The sequence below is a fragment of the Streptomyces sp. NPDC091209 genome (assembly GCF_044757755.1).
Classification (GTDB): Bacteria; Actinomycetota; Actinomycetes; order Streptomycetales; family Streptomycetaceae; genus Streptomyces.
On record NZ_JBIVVR010000013.1, the window covers coordinates 240,382 to 256,453 of the forward strand.

14 protein-coding genes and 1 tRNA gene are annotated in these 16,072 nt (G+C 70.6%); 6 read left to right on the forward strand and 9 right to left on the reverse strand.

Annotated features, from left to right (window positions below):
* Positions 1-240: 240 nt before the first annotated feature.
* A complete protein-coding gene (locus ACIQRL_RS32235) occupies positions 241-591 on the reverse strand; it encodes a PRC-barrel domain-containing protein (RefSeq protein ID WP_401338165.1) in 351 nt (116 codons plus the stop codon).
* A gap of 245 nt (positions 592-836) precedes the next feature.
* Positions 837-1,007 carry a hydrophobic protein gene (locus ACIQRL_RS32240; RefSeq protein ID WP_401338167.1) on the reverse strand — a complete coding sequence of 57 codons (171 nt, stop codon included), beginning with the start codon at positions 1,005-1,007 and terminating at the stop codon, positions 837-839.
* Between the two features lie 183 nt (positions 1,008-1,190).
* On the opposite strand from ACIQRL_RS32240, the gene ACIQRL_RS32245 reads away from it, so the two are divergent.
* On the forward strand, positions 1,191-1,367 hold the full coding sequence (locus ACIQRL_RS32245; protein ID WP_401338169.1) for a CsbD family protein: 177 nt from the start codon (positions 1,191-1,193) through the stop codon (positions 1,365-1,367).
* 602 nt (positions 1,368-1,969) lie between these two features.
* Here ACIQRL_RS32245 and ACIQRL_RS32250 read toward each other — a convergent pair.
* The 4 genes from ACIQRL_RS32250 to ACIQRL_RS32265 all read right to left on the reverse strand — a co-directional run bounded on the left by ACIQRL_RS32250 (position 1,970) and on the right by ACIQRL_RS32265 (position 5,168).
* The gene (locus ACIQRL_RS32250; protein ID WP_401338239.1) at positions 1,970-2,467 is read right to left on the reverse strand and encodes an ATP-binding protein; all 498 of its coding nucleotides are present in this window, start codon (positions 2,465-2,467) and stop codon (positions 1,970-1,972) included.
* A gap of 261 nt (positions 2,468-2,728) precedes the next feature.
* Positions 2,729-3,097, reverse strand: a complete 369-nt coding sequence (locus tag ACIQRL_RS32255) for an STAS domain-containing protein (protein ID WP_401338171.1) — start codon at positions 3,095-3,097, stop codon at positions 2,729-2,731.
* Positions 3,094-4,359 carry a PP2C family protein-serine/threonine phosphatase gene (locus tag ACIQRL_RS32260; protein ID WP_401338173.1) on the reverse strand — a complete coding sequence of 422 codons (1,266 nt, stop codon included), beginning with the start codon at positions 4,357-4,359 and terminating at the stop codon, positions 3,094-3,096. Before ACIQRL_RS32260 ends, ACIQRL_RS32255 begins: the two co-directional genes overlap by 4 nt.
* Complete coding sequence (locus ACIQRL_RS32265) at positions 4,359-5,168, reverse strand: alpha/beta fold hydrolase (protein ID WP_401338175.1); 810 nt, start codon at positions 5,166-5,168, stop codon at positions 4,359-4,361. Before ACIQRL_RS32265 ends, ACIQRL_RS32260 begins: the two co-directional genes overlap by 1 nt.
* Before the next feature lie 709 nt (positions 5,169-5,877).
* Between ACIQRL_RS32265 and ACIQRL_RS32270 the strand changes: the two genes are divergently transcribed.
* Entirely contained in the window at positions 5,878-8,484 is a 2,607-nt protein-coding gene (locus ACIQRL_RS32270; protein ID WP_401338177.1) for a glycoside hydrolase family 5 protein, read from the forward strand.
* Between the two features lie 151 nt (positions 8,485-8,635).
* Here the strand turns inward: ACIQRL_RS32270 and ACIQRL_RS32275 are convergent, their stop codons facing one another.
* From ACIQRL_RS32275 to ACIQRL_RS32285, 3 genes are all read right to left on the reverse strand, one after another.
* Positions 8,636-9,028, reverse strand: a complete 393-nt coding sequence (locus tag ACIQRL_RS32275; RefSeq protein WP_401338179.1) for a hypothetical protein — start codon at positions 9,026-9,028, stop codon at positions 8,636-8,638.
* On the reverse strand, positions 9,025-9,666 hold the full coding sequence (locus ACIQRL_RS32280) for a TetR/AcrR family transcriptional regulator (protein ID WP_401338181.1): 642 nt from the start codon (positions 9,664-9,666) through the stop codon (positions 9,025-9,027). The genes ACIQRL_RS32275 and ACIQRL_RS32280 overlap by 4 nt, the downstream gene beginning before the upstream one ends.
* A gap of 485 nt (positions 9,667-10,151) precedes the next feature.
* Entirely contained in the window at positions 10,152-11,261 is a 1,110-nt protein-coding gene (locus ACIQRL_RS32285; protein ID WP_401338182.1) for a phosphatidylinositol-specific phospholipase C domain-containing protein, read from the reverse strand.
* 316 nt (positions 11,262-11,577) lie between these two features.
* Between ACIQRL_RS32285 and ACIQRL_RS32290 the strand changes: the two genes are divergently transcribed.
* The 4 genes from ACIQRL_RS32290 (at position 11,578) to ACIQRL_RS32305 (ending at position 16,059) form a co-directional block, all read left to right on the forward strand.
* A tRNA-Arg gene (locus ACIQRL_RS32290) sits at positions 11,578-11,650 on the forward strand.
* A 109-nt stretch (positions 11,651-11,759) separates the two neighbouring features.
* Entirely contained in the window at positions 11,760-12,893 is a 1,134-nt protein-coding gene (locus tag ACIQRL_RS32295; protein WP_401338185.1) for a gala protein, read from the forward strand.
* Positions 12,890-14,851: an ankyrin repeat domain-containing protein gene (locus tag ACIQRL_RS32300; RefSeq protein ID WP_401338187.1), complete on the forward strand. Its 1,962-nt coding sequence runs from the start codon at positions 12,890-12,892 to the stop codon at positions 14,849-14,851. Before ACIQRL_RS32295 ends, ACIQRL_RS32300 begins: the two co-directional genes overlap by 4 nt.
* Positions 14,848-16,059 carry an AAA family ATPase gene (locus ACIQRL_RS32305; RefSeq protein WP_401338189.1) on the forward strand — a complete coding sequence of 404 codons (1,212 nt, stop codon included), beginning with the start codon at positions 14,848-14,850 and terminating at the stop codon, positions 16,057-16,059. The genes ACIQRL_RS32300 and ACIQRL_RS32305 overlap by 4 nt, the downstream gene beginning before the upstream one ends.
* The last annotated feature ends 13 nt before the right edge of the window (positions 16,060-16,072 follow it).

A 16,072-nucleotide genomic window follows, 5' to 3' on the forward strand; every position in this document is an offset into this window, starting at 1 on the left:
CCCCGACGGGACGAAAAACGGCGCTCGCGGGGAGTTGTCGTTCCGTGTCCTTGGCGTGCGATGCCACGTCGTGCTCCGGCGGCGCGGTCGGCTTCGACAAAACCAGATCCCGATCCCGAGCTGATCGCCGCTTTCGAGTGGACCGGGCGGAGCGGAGCACTGGTCGACTCGACGCGTGGGAACGGGGGGCCACCCGGATTCTCTCCGGGTGGCCCCCCGATCGCGTAGGGCGCTGTGCGGTCAGGCGCGGCGGTTCTGGTAGTAGCCGCCGACCTGCTCGTGGTAGCCGGTGTCGCCGACGTGCTTGTCCTTGTCGAACTCGGGGGAGTCCTTGATCTGATCCTTGGTGAGGGCGACGTAGATCTTCCGCTCGGCCTGGTCGACCGTCTTCACGGTCCCGGCCGGCAGCAGAACGTGCTTGCCGAAGATCCACACGCCGGTGTCGACGACGAGGTACGAGGAGCTGACGTCGTCCGAGTGCTTGTCGACCTTCCCGATACTGCCGTCGGTCGCCTCGACCTTGTACCCGGTCAGATCGGTGCCCGCGATGTGGCCGGCGGTCGGCTGGTAGCCCCAGATGCTGTCACTCATATAACGGCTCCCTCATCGAAATTCTTCTCCACTCCACGGAAAAAACGCGGAGTCGTACAAGCGTCATCCCATTGCGGTGACGTTTCCTCGGAATGTCGGGTGCCCGGCATCCCTGATGTCACACACGTGCGCCGAAGAAATATGTGGTCCGTATTCATCCTGTGCACCCGGGCGACGGAGCGCGGGTGGGGCCCGACGCCTTGGCGTCGGGCCCCACCCGGGTCTGTGTGCTGTTCCGGACATCCTTACCAGCGGTACCAGCGGCCCCGCTTGCCGCCGTTTGCCGCGGGTCGGATCACGAATCCGAGGACCCATACGACCAGCACGACGACGGCGATCCACCACAGGGCCTTGAGTGCGAAACCGGCGCCGAAGAGGATCAGAGCGAGCAGAAGAACGAGAAGGACAGGGACCATGCTTATCAACCTCCGAGCCGTCCTGTGCCCTGTGAAAGGATCTCCACTCCCACGGAATTTGGGTATTCCCAACGGAACTCGGAGTGGCGAAAGTCCCGCGGGCCGCCCTCCGTGTTTGAGGGCGGAATGAGGGGTGACACGGGAGATGAAATGTTTCTCGACGAGGGCAGGGTGTGAGTGGTTGTGGCTGCGGACGAGAAGGCCCAGGCCAAGGGTGAGCAGGCCAAGGGCAAGGTCAAGAAGGTGGTCGGCGGAGCGGTGGGCAACGAGTCCCTGAAGGCTGAGGGGAACGCCGAAGAGTCCAAGGGTGATCTGCGCTCGGCCAAGGAAAAGGCCAAGGACGCCATCAAGCCCAAGTAGGACGAGTTCGACCGGTCCCGGCAGCTGCCCCTTTCGGCTGCCGGGATCCGAGCTGTCCTGCCAGCGACCGCTTGCCGTGTCCGGCCCCCGGCTTCCGCCGGCCTCCAGGTGCGGCACCGCTGCCGTGCTCGGGTCGTGGCAGGCCAGGTCCGTAGATCGGGGTCTGGTCAGCGGGCTTCTGAATGCCGCCGTCGTCGGCCCGTTCCGACGACAGCGTTTCGCGCGACAGCGTTCTTCGCGAGGCGACGAGGAGCGGGCCGGGCGCCGCACACCGTTTCACCGGGGGCGAGACCCCGGAGACAGGGGCGCCGGTCGCTGCGGAACCGACGATCAGCGCCCGGGGCCGGAGAGCGCCGGGTCCACCCCCTTGGGCGACCGCGCTCGGCTCTGCTCCAACCCATGTCGGCGGATCGCCGACCGCGCGGAGCAAGAGGTCGGTGCGCGTCGTCGGCGGGCAGCCGGACTCTCCACGACCTTCGAACTCGCCATGCGCCGACCGGAGTTCCCCCCCACGGTCCCGGGTGACCGGGATCGTGGCCGCCCGCGCGCAGTTGCGGTGGCAGCGGGGTCGGGCCTAGGGGCGTGCTCGGCCTGTAACGGGCTCACCTTGAGCGCCGAGCTCCTCGGACATCAGAGCCTCGGCCGGCCCCAGCCCCAGCGTCTTCCGCCAGAGATATGTGCGCGGTGACGCGCTTTCCCGACGGCTCCACCTGGACCTGGAACTCCTGGGACACGGCCAACACGATCTCCAGGCCGTGCCGGCCGACGCGGTGTGGATCGACGGCGCAGGCGACGGGCCGGGCACGGCGACTGTCTCGCACGGTCACCTCCACCGTGGCTTCCCCGATGCGCAATTCCATCTGTATGGGGCCTGGGGCGTATTTGCTGGCGTTGGTGACCAGTTCGCTGACCACCAGTTGAGTCAGGTCCATCACGCGGGTGGAGACAACGGCGTCCCGATCCGCCTGGGCGCGAGTGAGGAAGTCCGCCGCGAAGTGACGTGCTTCGGCGATGCAGGAGTTGCCTCCGGTCAATGGGACGGCGGTGGCTGCGGGGTGCGTGCTCGGCGGCCCCGCGTGGTCCTTACCAGATGGCTCCATTTTGCTCACCTATATTCCTGTTGTCCGCACATGTACCCCAGGCGGTACAGAAGATGCAGCTCTGGGCATCACCGGCAGGTCGACCACGGACAGGGTGCTGACGTTGGGCAGCAGTCCGGGGCGGATCGGTGGCGCGCCCTGCGCACGGACCCGCGCCCTGGACGTTTACGGCGGCACGGCACGGCACGGCACGGCACGGCGCGGCATGTCGGCGAGTCCGTGGTGGCCTTCTTGGCTGAGTCCGGGCGGGCTGCCCCGCGCTCATTCCGAAGGAGGCAGTGGTTGAGTCCATGCCGCCGCGGCCGCTTGCGAGGTGGGCTGCATCGAGAAGACGTCTTGCAGACCGACGAGGCGGAAGGTCCGGCTGACCCTCTCCGGTACCGCGGTCAGGACGACGGACGCGTCGGCTGCCAGCGCGTGGTTGCGTGCCGCGATGAGAACGGTGATGCCGGTGGAATCGCAGAAGGTCAGACGGTCCAGGTCGATGACGAGTTGCTGGCCGGGGGACAGGGAGAGGCCAGGGAGCAGAGTGCGGACGTCCGGCGCGCTGTGATGGTCCAAGGCGCCGATCAGCTCGATCACCGGGCCGGCCAGGGTGGTGCGGGTGTGGACGGTCAGTTCATGGGTCACATCTGCTCTTCACTGCTGTGTCGGGGCACGTTGAAGGCCAGGACGGCGGTGTCGTCGTCCACGCCGGTGCCGAAGGTGTCAAGGAGGTCCCGGATCGCGGCCACGGCGTCGCGGGCGGTGGTGGGTGCCAGCTCCTGGGCGAACTCCAGCAGGGCTTCATCGCCGTAGCGGCCTTCGGCGCCCACGGAGTGGGCTTCGGTGAGACCGTCGGTGTGCAGGAACAGCGTGTCGCCCGGGTCGAGGCGGACGCTGGTCGTGGCGATGTCGGCGTCGGGCAGGACACCGATCAGTTGGCCGCCCGGGGTCGGCAGATAGTCGGCGCGGCCGTCGGAACGCATCAGCAGGGCGGGTGGGTGGCCGCCGCTGGCCAGGGTGACCTGAAAGCCGCCCTCGTCCCCGTCCGGGGTGAGCAGGCCGAAGATGACCGTACAAAAGCGCGGGTCCTGGCCGTTGTACTCGTGGTTCAGGACGGTGTTGAGATTGGCGAGCACGGCCGCGGGGTCGGGGTCGTACACGGCGGCCGCGCGCAGTGTGTAGCGCGCGAGTGAGGTGACGGCCGCGGCGGCGGCGCCCTTGCCGCAGACGTCGCCCAGGAAGAATCCCCAGGTCCCGGAGGCGAGGGGGAACACGTCGTAGAAGTCACCGCCGACCTCGTCGGCGGATGCGACGTGGTAGTACGCGGCGACGTCCAGGCCGGGCACGTCGACCAGGGTGGGCGGCAGCAGCGTCTTCTGCAGGGTGGCGTTCAGGCGCTTCAGGCGTTCGCGTTCCCGGTCCGATTCCTGACGGGCGCGCAAGAGCTCGGACTCGTACGCACGTCGGTCCCGGGCGTCGATGACCGTGGTGCGGATCAGCAGCGGTTGTCCGTCACTGCCCTTGCGAATGACGGAGGTCACCAGAACCGGCAGTCGGCCGCCGTCCGCGGTCTTGAGTTCCAGGGCGATGCCGCTCACCTCGCCCTGCATGCGGAGCAGCGGGCCGAAATGGGTCTCGTGGTAGAGCCGGCCGCCGACGGTCAGCAGATCGGAGAAGTCTCGCCGGCCCACCAGGTCGCTGCCTTCGTAGCCGAGCCAGTTCAGCAGAGTCCGGTTGATCTTCGCGATGCGACCGTCGAGCGTCGTGGAGAGGTAGCCGCACGGTGCGTGTTCGTACAGGTCCTCCGCGCTGTCCTCCAGCAGTGCGGAGAACATGGCCCGGTCGTCACCCGGCTGAGAATCCGGGGGAGACCCCTCGCTCATCTGGTCGCCGTCCGTTCTGCCCATCAAGGTCTTGCTCCGGCGAAGGCCGCGATCGCGGCAGCGGTCTCCTCGGGGGCGGCGAGCTGCGGACAGTGCCCGGTGGCGTTCAGCGTGATCAGACTGCTGCCGGGAATCTGGCCCTGCACGAAGACCCCCACCTCCGGCGGTGCGATCGCGTCCTTGGAACACTGCGCCACCAGCGTCGGGACCCGCACATGGGCAAGGGCCTCGCGATTGTCGGACAGGAACGTCACCCGGGCGAAGACCCGGGCGATGTCCGGATCGGTCCGGCAGAAGCTGTTGGTCAGTTCCTCACCCAGTTCCGGACGCTCGGGATTGCCCATGATCACCGGCGCCATGGCACGCGACCAGCCCAGATAGTTCGCGTCCAGGGACTCCAGCAGCTCTTCTATGTCCTCGGCGCTGAACCCGCCCCGATATCCGGATACGGGATCGTCGACAAAACGGGGAGAGGGAGCGAGAAGGAGCAGACCGTTGAACGCACCTGGCTCCTGTGTCGCGGCCACCACCCCCATCATGGCGCTCACCGAGTGTCCGACGAACGTCACGGGACCCAGCGCGAGTTCGTGGCAGATCTCCAGCACGTCCCCGGCATAGCCGTCGACGGTGGAGTAGCGCTGCTCGTTCCACGATGCCAGATCGGAGTTCCCTGCCCCCACGTGGTCGAAGAGCACCACCGTGAAATCGGGCTCCAGCAGGGGCGCCACCAGCCGCCACATGTTCTGGTCGCACCCGAATCCGTGCGCGAGCACCACTACGGGGCCGCCCGTCCGGCCGGTCACCTTTAGATGGTTCCTGCTCCGCACGTCCATGCTGACCATCCTCGCAGACTCCGCCGGGGCGCCGATCGAACATCCCGCCGGCCCCGTGGATCGCGCGCAATCGTGTCACCGACGTGGGGATCACCACCGCGGACACTCGGTGAGACCGGACCGCGAGACGACCGGGCCGGCCAGGTCATTGCGGGGCCGGCGGTCCGAGCCCGTACGTCGACGGATCCGGGAACCGGGCCGAAGGGATCCCCCGCCGCCCGAGAGACGAGCCGAGACCGGGCGGTGCCGGTCCGTGATCGAAGCCGGAGAAGTGGATGGCGCTCGGCGCGCAGTGAGTCGTTCCCGCCCGGTCTGCTGTGCGACGGCCGAACGGACCGCGTGTGCGAACGGGCGCCGGCCATCTTGTCGCCCCTGCCTCTGCCTCGCGCGGCGGCCAGGGAGGGCGGCGGTCACCGGGACCGGCCGACTCCGCCTGGGCCGGGGCGTCGTTCCGGTGATCCGACGTAGGGATGAAGGGGGCGCGGGCCGCCCGCGGGGCAGCGGCTCCAGGGAAGAGGAGCGCCGGGGTCCGGTAACTGACAAGCCGGGGGCGCGAGTTCGGATATCGGTACGCGGTCCGGCGGAAGGCATCGGTCGAGCAGCCCGGGGCCACCGTGCCGTCCGCACCCGCCCGGGCGTCGCGGATCCGGAGAAATTCCTGCTCAGAGCCCTTACGCGTGACCTTCGGACTGCTCTATGTTCTGCATTCATGCCCCTAGCCGATGATCAGCGCGGCGGCCGTCGGCTTGCCCGCACAGCCTCCCTCACCACCGCGGTCGTACTCGCGGTCCTCTGCGCCGCCCTCGGCTATGCCGACGGGACCGGACTGTTCGCTCCGGAGAACTGGCTGGACGCGGGTTTCGTACCCGGCAACGCCACCAGCCCTGCCTGGGCCACCGTGGTGTTCCTGCCCCTGCTGATCGGTGGCAGTGCCGTGGCCGTCCACCGGCTGGTGCGCCCCGCGGCCCCCGGGGCGAGGGCGCGATGGGTCCTCGGCGCCGTCTGGTCGAGCCTGATCCTGGTGGCGTTCCTGGCCAAGCTGGCCTACAGCGTGCTGCTGCTGGCGATCGCGGGACCGTCCGGGCTGCACATCTTCCCGACGGCCGGGGCACTGCTCGCCGAATGCGGTATGACCGGCGCCAAGTACGCCGTGTTCGGGCCGCTGGTCGCCGGCGCGGCGGCGGCGGCGTACCGGATCGGCGTGTGGCGCCTGCGCCGCAAGGGCGCCGAGGGCGCCGAGAGCGGCGGCAAAGGTGGAGAGAGCGGCACGGGCCCCGGTGGTGAGCGTGCCGTAGGGGAAACGGCCGGCGTCGGCGTGGACCCCCTCGCCGGGTTCGCGTGGCTGCCGGCCGGTGCCGCCGTGGCGCTCCAGGCGGGGACCGGCGCGTTCGCCTGGGCCGCAGGACCGATACCCGGTGGCCGCGCGGCGGCGACGCTGGTCACCGGCGTCGCGGCGGTGTTCGCCGGTGTCGCGCTCTGGCGCCGCGTGGTGGCCCCCGGGCTGACCCGTGCCCGTACCGGGGTGACGCTCTGGTCGCTCGCGACGACTCTCACCGCGGCGGGCGTTCTCGGGTTCGCCCCCCTGTGGATCCTCGACGGGTGCCTGAACGGTTTCGGCGGGGCGCTGTTCCCCGTCGCGTCCGTGCTCGTACGGGTCGCGGAGGGCGTGACCGCTGGGGTGTGCGCGGGCGTCGTGTGCGTGCCCTGGGTCGCGGAGCTGGCGTGGCGGCGGCGGACGGAGCCCTCGGCCGAGCGAGGCCGCCTCGCCTGGGCCGTCCGGTGGGCGCCACCCGTCGCGGTGGCCGGCGTACTGGCGCTCGCCGCGGGCACCCTGGCACCGGGACCGGCGGTGGCCCGTGTCGGCGCGCAGACGCAGGCCGCGGGCCGCGACCGGAACGAACTGCTGCCGCTGAGCGTGCTGCGCCACGACGGACAGGCCCCGGTGATCGGGGACAGCGCGGGGCGGCAGGTGCTGCTCCGCGGCGTGAACGTCAATCAGCTCATCGACTACGGACAGCCCGACCCGGCCAAGCCCACGGTGTGGCCGCTGGAGGACTCCGACTACGCCCGGATGGAACGGTACGGGTTCGACGTCCAGCGTCTCGCCCTGTCCTGGTCGGCCCTGGAGCCGAAGCGGGGCGTCCTCGACGAGGCGTATCTGGCGCGGATACGCACGGCGGTCGACCAGGCCGCCGACCACGGCATCCACACCGTCCTCGACATCCACCAGGACACCTTCTCGAAGTACGTCAGCGCGGCGGCGGGAACGCGGTGCAGGGCCAACGCCTCACCGGAGTTCGGCAACGACGGCGCCCCGAAGTGGGCGACCCTCACCGACGGCGCCAAGGCCTGCGGCTTCCTCGGACGCGACCTGGCGCCCAATGTGCAGCAGGCGTTCACCAACCTCTACGACGACACCGACGGCATCGGCGCCGAGTTCGCCCGCATGTGGGGCCGCCTCGCCAAGACCTTCGCGGACGACCCCGCGGTCGCCGGCTACGACCTCCTCAACGAGCCGGGCCCCGGTGACGCCCCGGGCGTGACCTCCTCGATCCTGCTCGGACGTCTCTACCAGCAGGCGATCACCTCGATCCGGGCCGCGGAGTCGAAGGTGGGCGGCGGCTTCCACCACCTCGTGTTCTTCGAGCCCTCGATCCTGTGGTCGGGGCTCGGCTTCGACACCACCCCACCGGTCGGGTTCGCCGATGACCCCCAGCTCGTCTTCTCGCCGCACCTGTACAGCGAGTCGATCACCATGGACCAGGGCCTGGGCGTCACCCTGACCTCGATCGAACAGGGCTACACCACCGCCGAGCGCACCGCCCGGGCGTACGGAGCGCCGCTGTGGTCGGGCGAGTGGGGATGGTTCGGGGACCCCGACGACTTCCACTCCCGTTTCGACCGCTTCCTGGAACGGCAGAACACCGACATGCTCGGCTCGGCGATCTGGGTGTGGAAGAAGGCCTGCGGCGATCCACAGAACGACCCCGCGGCCACCACCTCGGGCGGCGGCGTCGTCCTGTACACCTGCCCCGACGGCAAGCCCCTGCCGAGCCCGGCCTTCGAGAGCACCGCGCTGTCCCAGGCGTACCCGCGCAGCGCCCCCGGTCGCCTGAGCTCCCTGCGGTCCTCCGCCACCGAGCGGGACCTGCGGCTGTCGGGCTCCGGGACGGGCACCCTCGACGTGTGGGTCCCCGGCCCCGGCCGCCCGGAGGTCACGGGCAGCGGCCTCACCGGCATCCGGCCGGCGAAGCGGCCCGGCGGATGGAGGCTCACCGCGCAGACCTCCGGTCGGTACACGCTCCGCGTGGCGTAGTGACCGCCGTCGGCCGACCCACCTCGGGGGTGGGCCGGCCGACGGCACCAGGCGCCATGCGTTCGTCGCCCCGGCCACCGGGTCCGCCGGCCGGACCGGGTCCGGTCCCGTTCCGCCTGCCAGGCCGTTTCTGGACCTGCCGCAGCCAGAGTCACCGCGGTCGGGAGCCGGCCACGTGCCGTCGACGGACCTTGAGGAAGAGGGCCACTCCCGCGGCGAGAGCGAGCAGCCCCCCGAGAAGAAGGAGCCAGGGGTTGAGCAAGCCGTCGGTGCAGCTCTCGCCGCCGGCCGAATGTTCACAGTAGGTGCCGGGGCCCTGCCGATTGAGGTAGGCGAGAAGGAACAGCGGCAGGCTCGCGCCGGCCACCAGACCGGACAAGCCCCGTTCGGTGCCTCGACGTGTGGCCAGCAGCACGGTGCCTGCCACGGCCAGAGGCAGGATGAAGATCCCGATCGAGAGCACGGTCAGCAGGGCGAGCAGGTAGCAGGCCCCGGTCAGGAGCCAGCCGGTGAAGAGCAGCCGGTCACGTCTGTCGCTGGTCATGTCTTCTTCTTCCGTTTGAAGATGTCGAGGACGGAGGCGATCTTCCTGGCACGGTCGAACAGGGCCAGGGCGGGCTCGCGTTCCCCTTCGAGATTCGCGAGCATCTCCAGGCCCAGGTACAGGGCTACGATCGCGTGGGCGAGTTCGTCGGGCGGCAGCAGTCGAGCGGCCGGTGAGCCCGCGAGTTCGTCGCGGATGCTGTCCGCGGCGAACGCGCGCCACGGGCCGATCCGGGCCGCGACCTCCGGGCGGAGTTCCGGGGTGAACTGAGCCGCGGCGATCATCTCGACGAGCACGGTCACGTGCCCGTCGTTCAAGTCCTCTTCGAAGACCGACCTCGCGGCCTGAACCAAGTCCCCGAGATTCTTGGAATCGTCGACCATCGCCTGATAACGCGTGTTGCGCGCGCCGCTGACCGCGTCCAAGGCAGCCAGGTGCAGCTTGGCGACCGAACCGAAGTGATAAAAGATCAGCGCCTGATTGCAGCCCGTGCGCCGAGCGATCTCACGCGCGCTGGCCCCGGCGAATCCCTTGTCGCGCAAGGCGGCGACCGCTCCTTCGATCAGTGACGCCCGTGTCTCCGCCGAACCGGAGCTCCCTGACGGGTCGACAGACCGCTTCCCACCGGCTTTGGCCACGAACTACCCCTTGCTGATCGATCGGTTTGAGCAACCGCTCAAAATCTTAGACGTCGTCGGAGCGGCCGCCAAGAGCACCGGGCTTCCTCGTACTCCCCGTCCCGGCGCAGTCCCGGCGGACCGGCCTCGCGGCCCGGGCTCCGCACGTCGGGCCCAACACGGTCATCGTGTCGCTGATGAAGGGGATCGAAGTGGGCAGCGGTTGAGGGCGAGTCAGGTCATCGCCCTCGCCACCGGTGTCGCCGCGGGGATGGGCCTGGGCGACCATGCCACGGCTGTGCTCATCGCTGGCCCTCCACGCCCGTGTCACCGAGCGGAACACGCCCTCCCGCGGGGGATCGAGGCCGGCCGTCCGTCACACGCGACGCCGGGTGCCCCGATCGGTGTTTCCGACCGACCGAGGCACCCGGCGGGTTGAGCGGTGGAGCGATTCAGCAGCGGATGAACGGCAGAACCGTGGATCAGCCGTGGAGAGCAGCCGTGGATCAGCCGCGTGGCAGGACCAGCGACTGCACGTCCGGAAGGCCCCGCCAGTCGTTCGAAGCGACCGTGGCATGCGCCTTGGCCAGCAGAGCGACCCGCGCCAACGCGTCGGACGCCGACGGGCTCACGTCGTCGAGAGCCGGTGACACATTCTGCGAGTCCGTCATGAACAGCAGGTAGTGGTTGGTGTCGTACCAACTCGTGTCGATGCCGTTGTTGATGTATGCGGACGCGTCACCGTCGAAGGCGACGAACCAGGGCCGCAGCGTCGTGTCCGAGTAGCGGGTGCGCGGGTCGCCCGACGCGGCGTTGTGCACCGAGGGGAAGATGTTCGCCTGCGCGGTGGTGCCCGCGGTGTGCAGGTTGCGCAGGTAGGTCGCGTACTCCTTGTCCGTCCACAGGGTGTCGGTCGGGTTGTTCTCCTCGACCGTGCCGGGGATGACCTCCAGCAGCACCTTGCCCGCCAACTGCGCCCGGGTCGGCCAGTTCCCGGCCTTGGCCGCGTCGTCGAGGGTGGCGTACTGGCCACCACCGGGCTTGTTCAGCAGGTCGTTCGGCTTGTAGACCAGGCTGCCCAGGTGCGCGCTGACCGACTGGTCCAGCTTGGCCGGGCTCATCCCGAGGCTGGCCTGGAAGCCGGACTTCATCTCCAGCTTGATGATCAGCGGCCCGTGGCCGGGGTGCGCGCCGAGCCACACCCGGACGTCGTCCAGGCAGCTCTCCAGGTCCTTGTTGGTGCCGCCGGTGTACAGATCGGCGGCCGTGGAGGCGTTGACGCAGTTGTTGCCGTTGCTCGTCAGGCTGTCGTGGCTGACCTTCCACTCCTGGGTGAAGAAGTCGTCCCAGACGTCCAGCTCGATCATCGAGGTACCGGTGTCGAGGCCCTGCGCGAGGTAGGTGAACGCGCTGGGGTCGTAGGTGTTGTGGATGCCCGACGTGGTGGTGCCGGACAGTTGCAGCGAGTTCGTGTCGTCGGCGGAGGCGGAGGCCGTGGCGCCTCCGGCTCCGGCGGCGCCGAACACCAGGAACAGACTCAGTGTGCCGAGCAGTGCGATACGCAGTGCCGCGAGCGGGCGCAGGGTTGATCTACGGCGGCTCATCGAACCGGTCACGGTTCCTCCATCGTGGGGGTGACTCTCCGTCTGGACGGTGACCGCTGTGCATGAATCGACGGAGACATGACACGTAACGCGATCTAGAATCCCGCTGTCAGCTACGATTCCGGCCGATCTTTTCCTGTCCTTTGCGGGCCGCTGAGCTCTCGTTTTCCTATGCGCGTGGCCGGTTCGCAGCGGACACCGCCGAGGGGGACGCGGACCAGTGCGCCGAACGAGGAGTTAGGCAGGGGGTCGGAGGACGTGTCACCCGTCCCTGATGTGCCCAACTGGGTTCGAACGCAAGGATGAAAGCCGCTATGATCTTCGTGGCAAGGCTGTAGCGCAGAGGTCGTCGCGCCCAAGCATCGAGCTGGAGGACGTCGGTTCGAATCCGGCCAGCCTTGCCGCCCTTGTCGTGGAGGAAAGTCGATTGGCGTCGGTTCGTCCCGGGCGGTCGCAGGGCGATGCCGCCCTCGGCGAGCCGGGCACCGGCGATGGACCGGTGGAGTGGTGATGACGCAGCCGACACCCGTACGCTGCCCCGCGATCGAGCACCCGGACATCCCGGTCAGCGACCCTGCCGCGCTGCAGCCGCTGCTGGACCGCCTGCGGTCCGCGCAGCCGGTCGAGGCCGACGAGATCTTCCCGCTCGGCACCGTGCGGGCGGACGGACGCATCGACCTGTGCAAGCAGGGACTCGGCGCGGTCGGCGTCGCGCGGCTGATGCCCGTCGCCGCCGCCTCCGCGTACGCCACCCACGTCCTGCTGGGCACGAACGCCATCGGGGACGACGGCGCCCGTACGGTCGCCGACGCACTGGTCGAGGGCCACGGCCTGCGCACGCTCTACCTCGGCTGCAACCGCATAGGCCCCGACGGGGTCACCGCGCTCGCCCACGCGCTGACGACGGACGGCACCGTCCACGCCCTGTGGCTCAAGCGCAACCCGGTCGGTGACGACGGAGCCCGCTCGCTCGCCGCGATGCTGCGCCGCAACACCACGCTGCGCACGCTCGACCTGGTCAACACCGGTCTGACCACCGACGGTCTGCGCGCCCTGTTCGACGCCCTCGCCGGCCGGACCAGCCCGGTGGAACGCCTCTTCCTCGGCGGCAACGGCCTGACCGCCGACGCCGCCCCCCTGCTGGCGGCGCTCATCCGCGAGGCGGGTGTGCGCGAGCTGTATCTCCCCGCCAACCACCTCGGAGACGAGGGCGCCGCGATCCTCGCCGCCGCGGCCGACCCCGTACGGCCGGTGCGCCTCGGCCTGGGCGGCAACGGGATCGGCCCCGCCGGTGTCCGGGCCCTCGCCGACCGCCTCGACGGGATCGAAGCACTCGACCTGGGAAGGCCGTTGTCCGAACGCAGCCTCGGCGCCCCCGCGAACACCCCGGGCGATGAAGGCGCCCACGCGCTCGCCGCCGCGCTGCCGGGCAGCCCGCTGCGCCGGCTGGAGCTGTGCCACACCGGCCTGACCGGGCGGGGCGCGAAAACCCTGCTGGCGGCCGTACCCGACAACTCGTCCCTGGAGTACGTCGGTCTGGGACCCGGCCTGCCCCGTAATGTGAAGCGGTCCTTCACCCGGCGTCTGCGGCCCGCCGCCGGGGCGCATCCCGACCTGCGCGCGATAGGGAGCGTCTACCGTTGACTTCTCGTGGCGACCTGCGGTGCTTCCTCCCGGACGAGGTGTCGAGCCGGCGCCGGATCCGCCAGTACGCGGTGCCCCGCTGGATGATCGAGCGCGCGAGCGAACGCCGGCTGGCCGACGACTGGCGAGGCGCCTGCGCGGCGGCCCACGTCGACGTCGCTTTCGACCTGTCCGATGTCGCGGGCCGCTGGGGCGAGGACATCGCCGCCGCGCTGGAGGACGACCTTCGTCACCTCGCCCCGGACCTGCTGCGCTGGCACCTGCCCCGCACACTCGGCGGGCGCACCACACTCGCCAAGGACACGACCGTCGTCCTCGCGTGCTACCGCCCGGGAACCCCTGACACGGGCCGCCCGGACACCCCGTTCCTGCACGTCACCACCCCCGCGATGATGGACGGACCGCAGCGGGTCGCGCTGCGGTTCGCGGCCGTCAACGACGACCGGGCCGCAGGCGGCTTCGGGCAGCCCACGCAGGACTGGCGCGAAGCGCGACACCTGTGGGATGTCCGGCACACCGCGGAGCTGCGCGAACGCTGCGGTGGCGGCACGGACCGGCCGCCGTTCTTCCACGCCGACGGCACTCCACGCGACACGGACGAACTGCCGACGGCCGATCCCGGCGACGGAGACCCGGCGGCGCGGGCCGAGTGGGCCACGCTGCTGCACCAGAGCGGCGAGACCCGGACCGCGTGTGCAGCCCTCGGCATCGAACTGGACCTGACCCTCCCGCAGAAGTCCTGGTACCGCGAGGAACCGGAGCGGCTCCTGGACGGGATCGCCCTCAACCACACCCGCCTGGAGCCGGAGATCCGCCGCCAGGCGGCCGAGGGCGTCTCCGATCGCTTCCTCGTCCCCACCACGCACTGGCGGAGCTTCGTCCTGCTTGAGCCCGCGGACGCCCGCGGGCTGCGGGCGCGCATCGTCGACTGGGACAAGGCCAAGGGCGAACCCGTCCTCGCCGAGGCACTGTGGCGCAGGCTCCCCGACCTCGATCTGATGCGCGCCGGAGGCGTCGCACCCGAGCATCTGCACCCGCTCGTCCGTGAGGCCCTGTTCCCCGCTCTCCAGGTCCCGCACGGCCGGTTCGGCCCGCCGGGGCCGACGGCGCCCACACCCGTACAGGTCAGATGCCGCGGGCAATGGCACGAGGTGGGCTTCCGGCCCGGATCCCTGCTGCGTATGCCGCACACCGACGAGGAGCAGCAGCGCGAACGCGCCCTGCGCGCCTTCGGCGGTGCCGTCGCCGGATGCTTCGCGGTGGAGCAGACGTGGACGTCCGGAGACGGCCGTCTGCCGAAGGCGCTGCGCGCGCAGCGCAACGAACTGTTCCTGCGCGCCCAGCACGGTGACACCCCCGGCGTGCTGGAACTCCTCGACGCGGGTGTGGATCCCCGGGTGCGGGACGAGAGCGGCCGCACCCTGCTCCACGTACTGAACCTGCTCGACCACGAGACGCTGCTGCCGCGGCTGCTCGCGGAGGGCCTGGACCTCGAAGCCCGCGACCGGCGGGAGCGCACACCGCTGTTCGTCGCCGTCAACGACCTCGGCGCGACGTCCCTGGTGGAGGCGCTCGTCGCCGCCGGGGCGCGGCTCGACGTCATCGACGACGCGGAGTTGTCGCTCGCCCAGCTCGTCCGCCGGTACAAGCGGCCCGACCTGGCCTTCCTCCATGAACGCGTACGCGAGGAACATCCGGGCGTCGGCGGCGAGTGGTGGGACGAATGGATGGACTCGCGGGAGGAGTGGAACGCGGACGACCCCGCCGCCCCCGTCGAACCCGAAGGCGAGGAAGACCGGGACGCGGCGGAAAGCCTGGCCCACCTAGCCGAATTCGACACGGATGAGCGGTACTTCGCGGAGGACCCGGCCGACCTCGCCGCACCCGATGACGAGGAACAGCAGGACCACGCGGACGACGCGCACGAGCCCGACCACGAGGAAGAGCGGCCCCTTTGAGCACCGACCGCACCGTCCCCACCGCGCCGTCCGGCCCGCTGGCGGCCGCGGACGACCTCAACCGCAGGCTGCGCGCGGTCCGGACCGAGCCCGCCGCGAACCCGCAACTGGAGGCGCTGGCCCTCGCCGTGACGGCCAATCAGCCCGTACTGCTGTGGGGAGAGCCCGGTATCGGCAAGTCGGCCGCCCTGGAGCAGCTCGCCGCCGGGCTCGGCCTGCCGCTGGAGACGGTCATCGCCAGCGTGCACGAACCCTCCGACTTCGCCGGGCTGCCGATCGTCGGGGACGACCCGGCCGTGACCGGAGTCCCGATGGCTCCGCCGGACTGGGCGGTGCGCCTCGCTCGGGCCGGACAGGGCCTGCTCTTCTTCGACGAACTGTCCTCCGCGCCGCCGGCCGTGCAGGCGGCGCTGCTGAGGGTGGTGCTCGAACGACGGGTCGGCAGCCTGGTCCTGCCGGAGGCGGTGCGTATCGTCGCGGCCGCCAACCCGCCGTCCAGCGCCGCGGACGGCTGGCATCTCAGCCCGCCGCTCGCCAACCGGTTCGTCCATCTGCAATGGACCCACGACTCCCGGACGGTCGCCCGCGGCATGGCCGGTACCTGGCCGGAGGTGACCGTGCCCGTCGTCGGTGCCGCCAGGGTGTCCGGTGCGGTCGCACGCGCCCGCGGGGCCGTCTCCGGCTTCCTCACGGCCCGGCCCGGTCTGGTCCACCACCTTCCCGGCGACGCCGAGAGCCGAGGCCGGTCCTGGCCGTCCCCGCGGACCTGGGAGATGGCCCTCAAGCTGCTCGCCACCGGGTACGCGGCCGGGGCCGGCCGCGAGGCACTGGCCGCCGCGCTCACCGGCGCCGTCGGCGACGGCGCGGGTCTGGAGCTGCTGTCCTACCTCGAACACCTCGATCTGCCCGACCCCGACCGGGTCCTCGCCGACCCGGACGCCTTCGCCCTGCCCGACCGCGGCGACCGGCAACTGGCTTTCCTCATCGCGGTGGTCGCCGCCATCCAGAGCGACCTCACCCGGCCCCGCTGGGAGGCCGGCTGGACGGTGCTGGCCAAGGCGGTGGACGCGGGCGTACCCGACGTGGCCGCCCGGGCCGCCACCGACCTCGCCGCGATGCGGCACCTCGACTGGCCCGTACCGCCCGGCATCGACGGGTTCCTGGACCTGCTCCAGATGTCGGGGGCGCTGCCCGGCGGCGGCCGGTGAGCCGTACGGGGAC

Coding starts and splice junctions, on each gene's coding strand:
- ACIQRL_RS32235 (WP_401338165.1), bottom strand. CDS start 591: ATGAGTGACAGCATCTGGGGCTACCAGCCGACCGCCGGCCACATCGCG.
- ACIQRL_RS32240 (WP_401338167.1), bottom strand. CDS start 1,007: ATGGTCCCTGTCCTTCTCGTTCTTCTGCTCGCTCTGATCCTCTTCGGC.
- ACIQRL_RS32250 (WP_401338239.1), bottom strand. CDS start 2,467: ATGGAGCCATCTGGTAAGGACCACGCGGGGCCGCCGAGCACGCACCCC.
- ACIQRL_RS32260 (WP_401338173.1), bottom strand. CDS start 4,359: ATGGGCAGAACGGACGGCGACCAGATGAGCGAGGGGTCTCCCCCGGAT.
- ACIQRL_RS32265 (WP_401338175.1), bottom strand. CDS start 5,168: ATGGACGTGCGGAGCAGGAACCATCTAAAGGTGACCGGCCGGACGGGC.
- ACIQRL_RS32270 (WP_401338177.1), top strand. CDS start 5,878: ATGCCCCTAGCCGATGATCAGCGCGGCGGCCGTCGGCTTGCCCGCACA.
- ACIQRL_RS32275 (WP_401338179.1), bottom strand. CDS start 9,028: ATGACCAGCGACAGACGTGACCGGCTGCTCTTCACCGGCTGGCTCCTG.
- ACIQRL_RS32295 (WP_401338185.1), top strand. CDS start 11,760: ATGACGCAGCCGACACCCGTACGCTGCCCCGCGATCGAGCACCCGGAC.